At 46.1% G+C, this 15,367-nt stretch carries 16 protein-coding genes; 6 read left to right on the top strand and 10 right to left on the bottom strand.

What is annotated here, in order from left to right:
* Positions 1 to 50: 50 nt before the first annotated feature.
* Positions 51 to 950 carry a LysR family transcriptional regulator gene (locus ACESPQ_RS09320; RefSeq protein WP_002610503.1) on the top strand — a complete coding sequence of 300 codons (900 nt, stop codon included), beginning with the start codon at positions 51 to 53 and terminating at the stop codon, positions 948 to 950.
* 23 nt (positions 951 to 973) lie between these two features.
* Here ACESPQ_RS09320 and ACESPQ_RS09325 read toward each other — a convergent pair whose 3' ends face one another.
* From ACESPQ_RS09325 to srtB, 10 genes are all read right to left on the bottom strand, one after another.
* Positions 974 to 1,849, bottom strand: coding sequence for a cyclophilin-like fold protein (locus ACESPQ_RS09325; RefSeq protein ID WP_002610502.1), 876 nt, complete (start codon positions 1,847 to 1,849; stop codon positions 974 to 976).
* Positions 1,850 to 1,878: 29 nt separating this feature from the next.
* Positions 1,879 to 3,045, bottom strand: a complete 1,167-nt coding sequence (locus tag ACESPQ_RS09330) for an iron-containing alcohol dehydrogenase (protein WP_002610501.1) — start codon at positions 3,043 to 3,045, stop codon at positions 1,879 to 1,881.
* Positions 3,046 to 3,665: 620 nt separating this feature from the next.
* On the bottom strand, positions 3,666 to 5,297 hold the full coding sequence (locus tag ACESPQ_RS09335) for a DAK2 domain-containing protein (RefSeq protein ID WP_002610500.1): 1,632 nt from the start codon (positions 5,295 to 5,297) through the stop codon (positions 3,666 to 3,668).
* Positions 5,298 to 5,307: 10 nt separating this feature from the next.
* Positions 5,308 to 5,667 carry an Asp23/Gls24 family envelope stress response protein gene (locus ACESPQ_RS09340; RefSeq protein ID WP_002610499.1) on the bottom strand — a complete coding sequence of 120 codons (360 nt, stop codon included), beginning with the start codon at positions 5,665 to 5,667 and terminating at the stop codon, positions 5,308 to 5,310.
* Between the two features lie 78 nt (positions 5,668 to 5,745).
* Positions 5,746 to 6,525 (bottom strand): cell division protein FtsQ/DivIB, encoded by a 780-nt coding sequence (locus ACESPQ_RS09345; protein WP_002610498.1) that lies wholly within the window; start codon positions 6,523 to 6,525, stop codon positions 5,746 to 5,748.
* Entirely contained in the window at positions 6,513 to 7,415 is a 903-nt protein-coding gene (gene murB / locus ACESPQ_RS09350) for a UDP-N-acetylmuramate dehydrogenase (RefSeq protein WP_002610497.1), read from the bottom strand. The genes ACESPQ_RS09345 and murB overlap by 13 nt, the downstream gene beginning before the upstream one ends.
* A gap of 6 nt (positions 7,416 to 7,421) precedes the next feature.
* A complete protein-coding gene (gene murG, locus ACESPQ_RS09355) occupies positions 7,422 to 8,495 on the bottom strand; it encodes an undecaprenyldiphospho-muramoylpentapeptide beta-N-acetylglucosaminyltransferase (RefSeq protein WP_002610496.1) in 1,074 nt (357 codons plus the stop codon).
* 67 nt (positions 8,496 to 8,562) lie between these two features.
* Positions 8,563 to 9,645, bottom strand: a complete 1,083-nt coding sequence (gene ftsW, locus ACESPQ_RS09360) for a putative lipid II flippase FtsW (protein ID WP_038274612.1) — start codon at positions 9,643 to 9,645, stop codon at positions 8,563 to 8,565.
* A gap of 52 nt (positions 9,646 to 9,697) precedes the next feature.
* Positions 9,698 to 10,408 (bottom strand): LiaF transmembrane domain-containing protein, encoded by a 711-nt coding sequence (locus ACESPQ_RS09365; RefSeq protein ID WP_224720937.1) that lies wholly within the window; start codon positions 10,406 to 10,408, stop codon positions 9,698 to 9,700.
* A gap of 86 nt (positions 10,409 to 10,494) precedes the next feature.
* Positions 10,495 to 11,268, bottom strand: coding sequence for a class B sortase (srtB, locus tag ACESPQ_RS09370; protein WP_008728793.1), 774 nt, complete (start codon positions 11,266 to 11,268; stop codon positions 10,495 to 10,497).
* A gap of 136 nt (positions 11,269 to 11,404) precedes the next feature.
* On the opposite strand from srtB, the gene ACESPQ_RS09375 reads away from it, so the two are divergent.
* Genes ACESPQ_RS09375 through ACESPQ_RS09395 form a run of 5 tightly spaced genes read left to right on the top strand, consistent with a single transcriptional unit; the run spans position 11,405 to position 15,258 of the window.
* The gene (locus tag ACESPQ_RS09375) at positions 11,405 to 11,674 is read left to right on the top strand and encodes an autorepressor SdpR family transcription factor (protein WP_002610489.1); all 270 of its coding nucleotides are present in this window, start codon (positions 11,405 to 11,407) and stop codon (positions 11,672 to 11,674) included.
* A complete protein-coding gene (locus ACESPQ_RS09380; protein ID WP_373144293.1) occupies positions 11,671 to 12,324 on the top strand; it encodes an SdpI family protein in 654 nt (217 codons plus the stop codon). Before ACESPQ_RS09375 ends, ACESPQ_RS09380 begins: the two co-directional genes overlap by 4 nt.
* Complete coding sequence (locus tag ACESPQ_RS09385; protein WP_002610485.1) at positions 12,321 to 13,046, top strand: ABC transporter ATP-binding protein; 726 nt, start codon at positions 12,321 to 12,323, stop codon at positions 13,044 to 13,046. The genes ACESPQ_RS09380 and ACESPQ_RS09385 overlap by 4 nt, the downstream gene beginning before the upstream one ends.
* On the top strand, positions 13,039 to 14,685 hold the full coding sequence (locus ACESPQ_RS09390; protein ID WP_257376812.1) for a putative ABC transporter permease subunit: 1,647 nt from the start codon (positions 13,039 to 13,041) through the stop codon (positions 14,683 to 14,685). The genes ACESPQ_RS09385 and ACESPQ_RS09390 overlap by 8 nt, the downstream gene beginning before the upstream one ends.
* A gap of 12 nt (positions 14,686 to 14,697) precedes the next feature.
* Positions 14,698 to 15,258, top strand: a complete 561-nt coding sequence (locus ACESPQ_RS09395) for a DUF3783 domain-containing protein (RefSeq protein ID WP_002610482.1) — start codon at positions 14,698 to 14,700, stop codon at positions 15,256 to 15,258.
* Positions 15,259 to 15,367: the final 109 nt, after the last annotated feature.

Genomic DNA, 15,367 nt, shown 5'->3' on the forward strand with positions numbered 1-15,367 from the left:
TGGGAAACGAAAGTATTTTCTTTCATAACAGTGATCAGGAGGATATCATAATGGAATTAAGAGTACTTCAATATTTTCTTACAATCGCACGTGAACAAAGCATATCCGGTGCAGCAGAATTTCTGCATATATCTCAGCCGACGTTATCCAGACAGATGAAGGATATGGAGGATGAGCTGGGAAAACAGCTGTTTATCCGCAGCAATCGAAAAATCACCTTAACGCAGGAAGGCAGGATTTTAAGAAAACGGGCAGAGGAAATCCTTGATCTGGTAAAGAAGACCGAGGATGAGATCACCTTACAAGATAATGTGACAGAGGGAGATCTTTATATCGGAGCAGGTGAAACACATGCGGTATCCATTTTGATCCATGCCGTTCAGCAGCTGCAAAAGCAGCAGTTTCAGCTCCGCCTGCACATTTCCAGTGGAGATACAAAGGATGTGCTGGATGATCTGGATAAGGGGCTGATCGACTTTGGACTTGTGTTTGGTATTTTTGACAAATCGAAATACGATTATATTGAGCTGCCCTGCAAAGATACGTATGGTATTTTAATGCGAAAGGATAGTGAGCTTGCGGAAAAAGATGTCATCGTGCCAGAGGATTTATGGGATAAGCCTCTGATTTGCAGTCGTAATTCCAAAAATAATGAAGATAATATTTTCCAGTGGCTGCAAAAAGATCCTACTCAGCTGAACATCATCGCAACCTTCAACCTTCTATACAACGGTTCTGTCATGGTGGAAAACGGTATCGGCTATTCCTTTGCTTTAGACAACATCATTCATACATCGGATGAATCCTCCATCTGCTTTAAGCCTTTAGAGCCACCCCTGCGTGTCGGTATGACATTGATATGGAAAAAATATCAGATTTTCTCCAAAGCTTCTGAAAAATTTCTAAAGCAGCTGCAAACCGGAATAGCAAATATGGAGAAGGACACATAGCGGGATGCCGTATCCATCCTGATTCAAATAACGTCAATTTCTCTAATACGTAAATATAACCTCTTTGTTTCCTTCCATGCCTGTGCAAGTGCCTCTGCGTCATCCACCTTTCCAAGGGATGTGTAGGAATATGCAGTGGTAAAATCTTTATAGAACAGCATCGGGCAATCCCTGCCAAACAGCTTTACATCACCGGTATGAATTTTCGTTGCACGCTGTGCATCTGTTGGCAGATTCTCATCCATATATGCGAAAAGCTCATTTCCATTCGGCTCCTGCATCGTTACCGTCATGGGGAAACGCTTTAAAAATGCACGGGCAGATTCAGAATCATGCAAGGATAACGTGAACATCTTTGTACCGATGTGAGCCTTCACACGCTGCTGTTCTTCCTTTACTTTCTGTTTTTTGGATACCGTGTTATTTTTATATTTTGTGATATTTATCATTCCCTGCAACTTTTTGATATTATCCTTTCCGGAAACTGCTTCTCCCAGTGCATACAATGTATCCGAGGGCTGACCATTTTCATAAAACAGGACAATGTTGTTCCATGGCTTGTAATATGCCAGCGTGCCTGAAGAAGCTACAGCCTGTGGTGTATCCTGCATTTCCAGCTCCTTCAAGGGATAAAAGATTTTTTCATTATCGCTGTAGTCTTCCACGTTCACACGCAGCGGCAGCTGTTCGTAAAAAGACTTGGCAGCTGGTGATGAGAACAGCACAAAGCGTACCGTAGTATCGTGTTCGTCCTGTATCATGATTTCCATAGTACTTTCTTCCTTCACGGTGCCTCTGTCAGCGGGATTGTTTTTCCCCGCTGTTTGTCTTTGCCGAGTATAGCCAGCACACAGCAGCAATCCCATGACAGCCAGTATTTTTATAAAATGATCTTTCATATACCAAACCTTGATTTCCAACAGAAATCTCACATACTTTCTTTAAAGATCTGAAGGATTTCATCGCGGTTAAGAATCTTATAACCACCTTCCATAAGCAGTGTGGCATCCACAAGATCTTCCATCATATCCTCATGCACACCAAGCTCTGTAAGATGCATGATCAAACCGAGATCCTTCATCCACTGTTCCATGCGATCAAGACCTTCTTCCGCGATTTCCACTGGCGTTTTTCCTTGCGGATTCACATTCCAAACATTCTGTGCAAAGCGGACGAATTTTGACAGACCATACGAACAAAGGAAACGATAATATGCCATGGACACTGCTGCCAGCGTCATGCCATGCGTCGCATCCGTACAGGCTCCTACCGCCTGTCCCAGCATATGTACCATCCAGTCCGTTGTCTTACCTTTTGCGATCAGTGTGTTCAATGCCCAGGTTGCCGTCCACATGATGTTGCTGCGGGCTTCATAATCCTGAGGATTTTTTATAGCTGCATAGGAGGAATGAAGGATCGAACGCAACAGTCCTTCACTGATATAATCGCTTGTATTGTCATCTTCTCCGGAAAAATACTGTTCACATATATGATTGAAAATATCATAGATACCGGAAACCATCTGATATTTGGGAAGGGAATACGTATATGTCGGATTCAGAATTGCGAATTTTGGAAATACGTTTTCACCAAACACATGACCGATTTTCAGCTTCTGTTCATGATTGGTGATCACCGCACCGCCGTTCATCTCCGAACCGGTCCCCACCATGGTAAGAATGCAGCCTACTGGAACAATCTCACAGGATACATCCTCCATCCGCAAATAATATTTCTCCCACGGATCTTCTTCGCAATGAATGGAAACAGATACAGCCTTGGCATAATCGCATACGGAGCCGCCTCCAACTGCCAATATGAAATCCACCTGATTTTTTCGTGCAATGTCACAGCCTTCCCGCAGCTTTTCCACGGTAGGATTTGGCATGACTCCGCCATCCTCATAGATTTCTTTTCCATTTGCCCGCAGTATTTCACATACTGCATCATAAACTCCGTTTTTCTTAATCGAACCTCCTCCATATACAAGTAAGATACGGTTGCCATAGTTTGATAACTCCTCATGCAAATGGGAAAGTGCATCCTCACCAAAATAGAGCTTTGTCGGGTTTACATAACTGAAATTTCCTAACATATACTGTCCTCCTTATTGCCCTGGTAAGAGCCTCTCGTGTTTTCAACACGTTATGTTATTTTTTGCCACCTTGCTGTTTGTTCATGAGTACGATTCCCGATGTACTGTAGCCTTAGGATGTATGTGGCAGATGCTCAGGAAAGCGTGTTGCCTTATCCATCCCTCCGATTTCTCTACCCCAATCCAAATTTGACATACAGCTTATGATGTATTGATATGCTTTATTTTCTGATCAGCCTCCCTTTCATTTCCTATCATCATCATACCTTCTCTTTTTATATATGACAAACACTTATATCAAATAGTTTTCCATGCTTAAAAGGTATAGATGAGTATTATATCCATTACTTTTAAGGTATAGAAAAAATAAACAGTGCCATCTCACTGTTTAGATATTCATGCTAATAGAATGATATAAATTCTGTGTTGTATTTTTAAAAGAAAGAAGTTTTTCCTCAGCCACGGAAATGACATAAAACGAAACAGGTTTTTCGCCAGCTTATGAGAATGACATGAATCAAAAAATAAGAAATGCTGACTTATACAATCATTTCATCACAAGAGCATCCAAATTTCGCAAATAAAAAGTGCCAGTTTGATTGGCACTTCCTCTGTTTCTTTTATTCGACACCGAGAATGAAGCTGTACACCGGCTGATTACCGCTGTTCACTTCCACTTCAACATCGTATTTATCTTCAATGTAGGAAGCAATTCCCTGTGCTTCTTCTTCTGTGATATCCTCACCATAAATCAGTGTGACGATTTCACTTTCCTCATCCACCATGGCATCGATCAGATGACGTGTCGTATCCAGCTTATCCGGATTCGATACAATGATATCCTTTTCCAGAATACCCATATAATCACCTTCACGGATTTCCATACCCTCAAAGGTGGTATCCTTAATCGCATAGGTTACCTGTCCGGTTTTCACAAGTGCAATCGCATCGCTCATTTCTGAAAGGTTCATATCAAAATCCACTTCCGGATTGAACATGATGCATGCGCTCAGCCCCTGCGGAATCGTCTTTGTCGGAATAACCTCCACATGCTGATCCTCACAAACCGAAGCAGCCTGCTGTGCCGCAAGTACAATATTGGAATTGTTCGGAAGAATGAAGATATGCTCGGCATTCACCTTGTCGATTGCCTGTACAAAATCTTCTGTGGAAGGATTCATCGTCTGCCCGCCACTGATAACATAATCAGCACGAAGCTCTGTAAACATATCCTTTAAACCATCACCGGCCGCAACCGTGATGATTGCATATTTGCTTTTCGGCTGCTGTGGCGCCTCTTCTTTTTCAACTGCAGCATTCATCATGATGTTCTCATGCTGTTCCTGCATATTTTCAACCTTCAGCTTGACAAATTCGCCATAGCGCTGCCCCATGTTCAGGGCATCTCCCGGTGTCAGTGTATGCACATGCACCTTTACAATATCATCATCCTGCACACAGACAATGGAATTACCAATGCTTGCCAGAGAATCACGCAGAGAATCCTCTCTGAAATTTTTCATACCGCGCTCAGACAGGCGAATGATGAATTCCGTACAATAACCGAATTCCTCACTTTCCATGGATGCCTGAACACCCTCGCTTGCTTCGCCAGCTTCCTCTTTCTGAATTACAGTTCCCTTCATTGCAGAAAGGAAGCCTTCAAAAATCGTCACAAGACCGGCACCGCCGCTGTCCACGACACCGACTTCCTTCAGGACAGGCAACAGCTCCGGTGTACGAATCAGAGATTCCTTGGATTCCTCCACCATCTTCTCCATTACCTGCGTTACCGTTACATCCTGTGTAGAGGTTGCATAGGCATACGTATAATCAGCCGCCTCACGCACAACGGTCAGAATCGTTCCCTCAACAGGACGCATAACCGCCTTATACGCAACACGTGATCCCTGTACCAGTGCATTGGCCAGCTGGAATCCGTTGATTTCCTTCATGCCTTCCACACCCTGATACAGACCACGGAAAATCTGAGAGGTGATAACACCGGAGTTACCGCGTGCCCCCATCAGCAGTCCCTTGGACAATACCTTGGCGATTTCACAGACATCATCACTCGGACAAGCCAGCGCATCCTGTACGCCGGCATTGAATGTCAAAGACATATTTGTTCCCGTATCACCATCCGGTACCGGGAATACGTTTAATGCATCGATTTCACTGAATTTGTTGGACAGCAGATTCGCACCGCTGGCCAGCATATCCTTAAATAAACTTCCGTTAATTGTCTCCATATGCAGTACCCTATTTCATAACCTTTACATCCTGCACATAGACATTCACTTTTTTGAATTCCAGTTCCAGGGATTTTTCAAGCATATATTTCACACGTTGCTGCACTTCGTAAACAATCTCACTGATTTTTACTCCATGAGACACTACGATGTACAGGTCCAGCTCCAGATGATCTTCCTTCTGTCGAACCACAACACCTTTTGCGTAATTTTCTTTCTTTAACAGTTCTGCGATACCGTCCTTCAGAAATTTCTGAGAAGCCATTCCGACTACTCCATAGCATTCTGTCACAACACCGCCTGCCAATGAAGCAATGGCATCAATGGAAATTTCGATATTTCCATACTGTGTACTTTTAGAGATTGACATAATATTCCTCCTTACATCTTATTTATTATACCAAAAACCGTATAGATTTCCAAGAATGTTCCTTCTTTTCTTGCCTGTTTATTCTTTTTTACTGCAATTTTCGTTATGTATGGAATGCGTAGCGGCATCCGGCCATAAACAGACATTGCTTTTTTTCAGACGCTTCAGCGTCCCCAGATAATCGTTGAGCAGCGGCATGGACTCATAGGAGGTAAAAATGGTGTTGCCGTCCTGCATGATGATTTTCACCATATGCTTGTCATATGATGTTTCATACGGAACCATTTCCGATATCATCTGCACAATGGAATCCTCCACCTTCTGTTTTCCGCCAAAGCTTTTGGCAAGCTTTTTCCGCTCCGCAGCCGTAAAGCCGTCCACGAGCGGATAATTCACAATCGTATCCAGCATGGTGCTGTCGATTACCAGACTGCTTCCGTCATTCACCAATGCATAGTTTTTCCCATTATCGATATAATATCCGACAATGCTCTTTTCTTTCACTTCAATGGTAATGGCACCATCCAGTTCCTTATGTATAGTGGCAGCTTCAATCAGATCATCCTTCTCCAGCTTCCATTCCAGATAGAAGCGGGGGATGACGATATAGCGGCTGTCATAGGTCAGTCCTGCCTTTTGAAGAACCATTTGTTTCGTATAGAAGGAATTTCCTCTTACATCCAGTGATTTCACCTTTGAAAAATCACTGATAAAGTACAGCGCGGCAAGCGCGAGAGCAACCAGAAGAATCAGCAGTCGTTTCTTTCGTTTTTTCTTCCTGCGGTTCTTTTTCTTATTCTGAAGGGCCAGGTATTTCGCTTCGACGTCATCATAGAGAAGATCGTTTATATCTTCCAATTGAATTTCTCCACTTCCGTAATCAGCTCAACACCAAAACGGTCCTGTACTTCCTTCTGAATGACTTCTACCAGCTGTACTACATCCTCTGCCCTTGCATGATCTTCATTGACGATAAAATTCGCATGCTTTTCTGAAACCATCGCTCCGCCAATCCGTGTACCACGCATACCGATTTCTTCAATCAGCTGCCATGCCTGATGATCCTTAGGATTGCGAAACATACTGCCGGCACACGGCTTGTCCAGCGGCTGGGAATCCATACGGCGCTTTCTTCGGGAATCCATTAAATCACGAATTTCCTTCTGATCCCCCAGTTGCAGCTGCAGTCTTGCCCCCAGGATAATCCAGTCGCGGTGACTCTGAAAAATCGAGTGGCGGTATGCGTATTCCAGCTCCTCGACGCGCATAACAACTATCGAGCGGTCCTTTAAAATGTAAACCTCTTTCAGAATCTGTGATATGTCACTTTTATAAGCACCGGCATTCATGAAAACAGCGCCCCCAAGCGTACCGGGTATGCCACTGGCAAACTCCAGCCCGCTGAAGGATTTTTTCATCGCTTCATGTGCGAGCATGATGATGCTGGCACCCGCCTGTACCAGACAGGAGCCTTCCTCCTCGAAGAAAAAATCAGTAAAATAGCGGTCCAGACAAAGGATCGCCCCTTCATAATCATCGTCGCTGCAAAGGATATTGCTTCCCTTGCCGAATATCCGGTGCGGAATTCCTTCCTCCTCCAGAATGTCCAGTATCCGAAGCAGACACAGCTCATTTTTCGGATAAATAAAATATTTGCAAGTCCCGCCGATACGAAATGTCGTCCGCTTGGACAGCGGCACCCGGCATTCCACATCGCCATAGGACTGTAGTTTCATTTCTATATTCATCTATGTTCACCTTTTCATTTCATCGCACCAGTTCAGTATATCCTCACTCGCATTCGGTTTTCCAAGCGCTAACGAAGCGCTGTGCATGGAAGCACGCAGCAAATCATCCGACATGATGCGATCGATTGCGTTGGATAGTGCCTCCGCATTCAAATCCTTTTCCTCCAGCATGACAGCCGCCTTGTGATCAACCAGTACGCTGGCATTATAAAACTGATGGTTATGGGCAACATAGGGACTCGGCACCAGTATACTCGGTGTACCGAGTGCAGTGATTTCCGCTGCGGTTGTTGCGCCGGCACGACAGACGATCAGATCGACATGCGCCATAATATCCAGCTGTTTTACATAATCGACGACTTTTACATGCGGAGCATGAATCTGCTTACGCATCTCTTCGTAATTGTTTTTCCCTGTCACAAACAGGATCTGATACCGTTCACTCACAGCAGGCAGTGCATCCTTCATGATGGCATTGACCGATGTGGAACCCAATGACCCCATAACAACCAGGATCAGCGGCTTGTGCAGGCTCAGACCGAGTGATAAAAAGTAGTCCCTGTCAAATTTGGCATGGACCGCATTGGTTGCACGGGGATTTCCCAGCAGTCTGGTTTTTTCTCTGCCGAACTCCTCAAAGCATTTTTCATAACAGATGACGATCGCATCCATATACTTAGCAACCATTTTATTAGAAACTCCGACAATGGAGTTTTGTTCATGGATCATGGTAGCTACATGCTTATGATGTGCCGCCAGCATGACAGGTGCACTCACATAGCCTCCAAAGCCAATCGCAATATCCGGTTTAAATTCATCAATGATCCTGCAGGCTTTTCGGTAACAGTTCATCATCAACAGCAGTGCCCTGCACTTGTTGAAGACATTTCCTGTCAGTCCGCTGGCATGCAGTCCCTGAAAGGCGTAACCATGGGACGGTACTTCACTGGCCTCCATTCGATCATCATTCCCCACAAACAATATCTCAATATCCCCATAGCGCTCTTTTGCGGCATCCGCCAGCGCCAGGGCAGGATAGATATGACCTCCGGTCCCTCCAGTGGCAATCAGCATTCTCATGTAATCACTCCTTGTTTTTTATTATACCATAGGAAGACGTGTTACTGCGCAGTAAATTTTATGTTTTTCAGCTTTCATTTGCAATGCTCATCAAGAGCCCCATGCTGCCCATCATGACCACAAGCGAGCTGCCTCCGTAGGATATAAAGGGGAGGGTGATGCCTGTAACCGGAAACAGACCGACAACAACGCCCAGATTGATCATCACCTGAATGGCAAACAGCGAGATCAAGCCGATAGCGACATAGCACAGATAAGGATCACTGCTGTTTTTGGCAATCTTCACGCCCTGATAAATCACCATCAGAAATAAGGTGATAAGGATACAGCAGCCGATAAAGCCGAATTCCTCGGCGAAGATGGCAAAGATGAAATCCGTCTGCGGCTCCGGCAGATAGAAATGCTTCTGCATGCTGTTATCAAAGCCGACACCCAAAATCCCTCCCGGTGAGATGGCAAACAATGACTGTATGATCTGAAAGCCTGCCCCCAGCGGGTCCTTCCACGGATCGATAAAGGAGGTGATACGGGCAAGGCGGTAGGGCGCGGATATGATCAGTCCACCCAGACCGGCAGCCCCCAGCATACCGACTCGCACAAAATAAGAAAGCGGTGAATCCGCCGCCAGCACCATGACGACGATGGAACAGACCATAACCATGCCGCTTCCAAAATCCGGCTGCAGCAGAATCAGACCAAAGCCAAGCATGACCAGAAAGGCCGGAAACAGCAGATCGCGCTTAAAGGTTTTGATGCGGTAGCGCTTTGCCAGAAAATCCGCAACGTAAATGATGATGGCAATTTTGAAAAATTCAGATGGCTGAATCAGAAAGGAGCCGACACCAAACCAGCTGCGGCTACCGTTTCGCTGGATTCCTAGCCCCGGAATCAATACCAGAATCAGAGCGATCACACACAGGATAAACAGCTTTTTCCCGTACCTGCGAAGCTTCGTCAGGGAAATACGGCTGGCCACATACATGACAAAGACCCCAATGAGTGCAAACACGGCCTGTCTGCTCATAAAATAGGATGCATCATCGAATTTCGCGGATGCCCATACACGGGAAGAGCTGCCCACCATGATCACGCCGATGACCACCAGCAGCAGAATCAGTACGGTGAGCGTCCTGCACTTTCTGGAAAACATAACTACCACCTCTGACACAGTGTATGCCAGCAAGAAAAAAAGTAGTACCCGACTACTTTTCTCTGTATTTCCCATTCAGGATATCATCCTCGACATGCACCTTGCGTAAATTGATCGTTCCAAAGACGCAGGATACATCTACCGCAAGATCCTGTGAGCCCTCCGGATGATGCTCCACACGGGTGTTTCCGAACACATTTTCACTTTTCACGCGATAATGTATCCTGTCACTGACCAGCAGGTCGATGCTGCCAAACACCGCTTCCAGCTTCACATAGCCGCATTCCGTTAAGTCCGCATCCACAAGATCAATCATCTGCGTTCCGAAAACACTTTCCGCCTTCAGTGAATACACAATACCATGAGCATTCAGCCGTTTGTTGCCGAAATAGGTGGCACTGCGCAAATCACGGCGGCCATCCTCCTCCTGCAGGACACTGTCACTATGTTTAAACCGCAGAAAGCTGTCCCCGATGATCATACGGCAGCCGAGCAGAATCAAGCCGATTGCCACCAGCATTCCCCATGTCAGGCGAATACTGATCCAGTCATTTGCACTGCACAGCAGATATACCCCCAGAATAAAAACACAGCCGTTTCCGAAATGGAAGCCGTCCTCAAAAAAGCTGAATACTGCCGGGATGATCAGAAACAGTGTCCACCAGCCCGGGAAAAAGATGGAGAAATCCCACCAGTCCATGGCGCCTCCCAAATATCCGATTCCAACTGCCAGAAACAGCAGTCCGATAATTCTTGATTTCATATGCATTGCATATTCTCCTTTCAATCCTGAGCATTCCGCTATCCAAACGCAGGATTTGCTTTTTTCTCTTTAAAATGCAGCTGGCTTTATTTCTTCAATGCCCCGTCCCACTTCACAAGTCTGGCGTGCAGCAGGTAGCGCAGCTCGCTGGGCTGTCCGTCACGTTCATAGGAACAGGTGCTTAACGAAACGATGCGATCCTGTCCTTTGACCGATACCTTTCGGTTAAAATCCGAAAGCTCCCTCACCATATCCACATAGCTCTTGAAGTCCGCATCATCCGCATACTGCAGCCGGTAGGAGGCACTCGTTGCACTCGTTGAATACATACTGAATATTTCGCAGCGGTAATTCTGCTGCTCTGTGAAGATATACAGATACGGATGCTGTTCAAAAAATGCCTGCTCCTTAAACTTCTCCAGCTCGGCAAACATGGTACCGTGCTTGACATTGTGTCCGTAGATGATGGTATTGCGATCCTGAAAGGAAGCATCTGCGCCGGCATCCATAAAAATAGCACCGGCATAATTTTCCTTTTTTTCAAAGGTGTGATTCAGATAATAGGAATTATCACTTCCCTGCACAATGGGATAGGATATATCTGTATCAGGGATCAGAATCCAGCCGACAACCTCCGGATTTTTCTCCTTCAATGCCTTCCAGTCAATCGTGAAATCCTCCTTTTCCGGATTTTTGGGAACCTTGGCAACCTCCTGTACCGCATCCTTTTCCTTCCCCTCCTGATAATTCAGATAGTAGATGCTGATCAGCTTATAGGCGGAAAACAGAAAAACGGCCAGAGCGATGACGAACAGTATATCATATATAATTTTTTTCGTTTTTGACATGGGTTTCTTCATGCGGATACCTCCGTTGCTGGTTTTCATTCTACCATAGTTTATACAAAATTACTATCCATACGGAATTTGTTTGACAATCCAATCGTTCTGTTCTATACTTCATTTAGACAGTTATCGAAATGAAAGGGGCGATGCTATGGGATTTCAGGAAACCTTCAAGGCGCTGTCCGATCCGACTCGCAGAGAAATTGTAAATCTGCTAAAGGACGGCAAGCGCAGTGCCGGAGATATCGTTTCACATTTTTCAAGCACAAATGCCACGATATCCCATCATCTTTCCATTCTTAGAAAGGCTGGTCTGATTACGGATGAAAAACAAGGGAAATACATTTATTATGAGCTGAATACCAGCGTGATTGATGAAATCATCGGCTGGATCACATCCCTGAAAGGAGAAGAGCAATGAAAAAGCAAACCCTGAGTATTGCGTTTTTGATTCTGATAACGTTTCTATTCTGTCTTGTAATTCTCCCCTTCCTGCCTGCGCAGATTCCGATTCACTGGAATGCGGAGGGTGTTATCGACAATTGGTGCGACAAGCTTTTTCTGTTCCTGTTTCCTGTGCTGCAGCTCGTGATCAGCGTCGGTTTCCAGTTTGTCAGAAGCACGGATCCACGCAGGAAAAACGTGGAGCACTTTGTATCTACCTGTAACGTATTTCTAATGGTACTGTGTCTGCTTATTTTCGGCATGTGTCTGATAACTGCTATTTCCGCATGGAAGCCAGATGCTTTGGATGTTCCAATGGCGATCACGCTGGGGCTTGGTTTCCTGTTTGCCGTCATGGGCAATCTAATGCCGAAAATCCGCCAGAATTATTTTATCGGCATCAAAACTCCATGGGCACTGGAGGATGAGGATAACTGGCGCAGAACTCATCGCATGGCTGGACGCTTATGGTTTGCGGCCGGACTGCTCATGATGCTGCTCAGTGTGCTGCCAAAGGAAATTCTGACGGGGTCTATCCTTGGAATTGCATTGGCAATGGCTCTGGCGCCCTATATCTATTCATATTCACTGTTTCGCTCAAAGCGGATGAAAGGAGAAAACAAATGATTGAAATCAAGCATGTAACAAAAATATACGGAGGTACCCACAAGGCTGTGGATGATATCTCTTTGACAATACCTACGGGAGAAATCATCGGCTTTATCGGCCCAAACGGTGCCGGCAAAACCACAACGATCAAAATGATCACGGGTGTGCTCAATCCGGATGAGGGAGAAATCCTGATCAACGGGAAAAACATCGTTAAGGAGCCGCTGGAGGCAAAAAAGGAATTCGGAATCGTTCCGGACAACGCTGATATTTTCCTGCGGTTAAAGGGGCTGGAATACCTGAATTTTATGGGAGATATCTATGAGGTCGACAGCGAGCAGCGCAAGCAGCGCATCACCTCCCTTGCGGAAACCTTCGAGATGAAGGACGCACTCAATGACCGCATTCTTTCCTATTCCCACGGTATGCGGCAGAAAATCGTCATCATGGGTGTGCTGCTTTCCGATCCAAACGTATGGATTCTGGATGAGCCGATGACCGGTCTGGATCCGCAGTCCTCCTATTCTCTGAAGGAAATGATGAAGGAGCATGCCCGCAAGGGAAACACTGTTTTCTTCTCCACCCATGTGCTGGAGGTGGCGGAGCGTTTATGCGATAAGGTTGCCATCATCAACAGGGGACGCATCGTGTTCTTCGGTACACTGGAGGAGCTGAAGCAGCTGCATCCGCAATGTGATTCTCTGGAAGCCCTGTTCATGGAGGTCATTGCCCATGCGTAAATATCTGTCTCTGACACGGGTTCTGTTAAAGAACTCCATGGGGATGATGAGCGATGGCAAATCCAAGAAGGCACTCAACGTGTTCATATATGGCGTGCTTGCAGTCTGTATGATTCCGTTAGGCTTCACGCTGTACATGATGTTCAACACTGCCATGGCACAGCTGCAGCCCCTGCAGCAGGAGGGAGCCGTTCTGGCACTGGGCTTTCACATTTCCTCACTGGTAACCTTTCTGTTTTCCATTTTTCTGATTCCCTCCATCTTTTATTTCAGCAAGGATTCCGAAACCCTGCTGGCGCTTCCGCTGCCGCCGCAGACCATTCTGAGTGCCAAATTCAGTGTGTGTCTTGTGTATGAATATGCCTTTACACTGATCGTCTGCGTACCGCTGTACATCGCCTATGCAAACAATGCTGCGATTGGTATTCCCTATATTCTGCTTGCGCTGGTGATTTTCATTACCCTTCCAATCTATCCCCTCGTGCTGTCCAGCATCATCACGATGCTGCTGATGCGCTTTGTGCCGTTTTTCAAAAACCGCGACCGCTTCAATATGATTGTCGGTATCCTTTCCATCATTCTGGCCTTCGGCTTCAGCTTTGCAATGAACTCCGGTACGATTGCAGAGGATCCCAATGCGCTCATTTCGATGCTGACACAGGGGAATAATTCCATGATTTCCCTGTTCTCCAAAATATTTCCGGCTATCCCCTTTGCCGCAGAAGCACTTATCAGCAGCGATGCACTGCAGCTGGTTTACTATATACTCATCACCTGTGCTGCTCTGGCGGTCCTGGTCATTCTGGGAAAATGGCTGTACTTTAAGGGAGCCATCGGCTTCAGCGAAACAAAAAGCTCCCGCAAGGAGCTGTCCGCAAAGGATTTTGCGCGTGTCAGCCGCCACAGCAAGGTACGCACCTATCTGATTAAGGAGCTGCGTCTGCTTATCCGTACACCGGTGTATGCAATCAACTGTATCGGCATGTGTATACTGATGCCGATCATGCTGCTGGTCATCTTTATAACAGCGGATGCGGATGTCCTGCTGCAGCAGCTTCCGGATATCACACCGTATCTGGACGGCATGCTCCCCTATGCTGTACTTGCCGGCATGGCCTCAGGCTTTCTGTTCAGTAATCTGAACATGATTTCTTCAACCGCCATATCGCGTGAGGGAACAAATATCTCCTTCATGAAATACATTCCCATGTCATTGAAGCAGCAGCTGCAGGCTAAGGTACTCAGCGGTATTCTGATGTCTGTCATCAGCATGCTGCTGACGATGGTCTGTGTATACTTCCTGCTGCCGATTTTCCCGCTTACCTGGTATTTCGCTGCCGCAGCTGCTTCCCTTATCACCATCGTACTTGGCAATTATGCCAGTCTTGCGCTGGATATCCTGCACCCCAAGCTGGTTTGGGAACAGGAGGCAGCTGCTGTTAAGCAGAATATGTCAGGAATCGTGTCCATGCTGGCAGGTATGGCTATGACGGTTGTGACCTGTGTGCTGCTCTTCATCCTGCCGGATGACTATCTTCTTTTCGGTACGGCAGGCATGGTGATTGTATGTATTGCTGTTGATGTGGTATTCTATATGCGACTGGATAGCTTTGCACAGAAGCGCTTCCATCAACTATAGGAGTGAAATGAAATGAAGAGAATACTAATATATTTTGGTGACGAGCAGCAGAAGCAGCCCATTGTGGAACAGGTACTGAAGGACATGCATGCGGATTACCGTATCCTGCAGGATGCTGATCTCAATCAGTGTGTTGCCAATTTGATGGGCCTTCCCGGATTTGATGAGATACCGGATGCGAAGCCTGCTCACCACAGCATTGACCTCATGCTGTTTGAAGATGCTTCGGATGAGGATATTCAAAAGGTGAATGAATGTCTGCAGGCAAAGGGAACTGCCATGCAGCGAAAAGCAATGCTGACAAAGCATAACAAAGGCTGGACTTTTCATGATCTGCTTTCAGAGATCGAACGGGAGCATACCTATTTTCAAACCATGGATGCCATTCGCACCCTGCTTGTCCAAAGCAGCGAGCTGGTGATCGAATCCTGTACCCCCGCTTCCTGGAAGTCCTATGAGCAGGCCTTTTATCAGGCGTATGAATGCATGAACAGAGAATGCTCCATGGAAGAACTCAACGGGGCCTATGAAGCCCTGTCCTCCGCAAAAAAGCAGCTTGAGCCGGCAGAATAAAGCCGTCCGCAAACGGAAGTCTGCATGGAAACGGATAAGCTACAGAAATCCGGATATAAAAATGGTCAATAGATGAAATTGACCATTTTTTATCCTCTGCATGAAAGGA

The organism is Clostridium sp. HGF2 (assembly GCF_964240115.1).
GTDB lineage: Bacteria > Bacillota_I > Bacilli_A > Erysipelotrichales > Erysipelotrichaceae > Clostridium_AQ > Clostridium_AQ innocuum.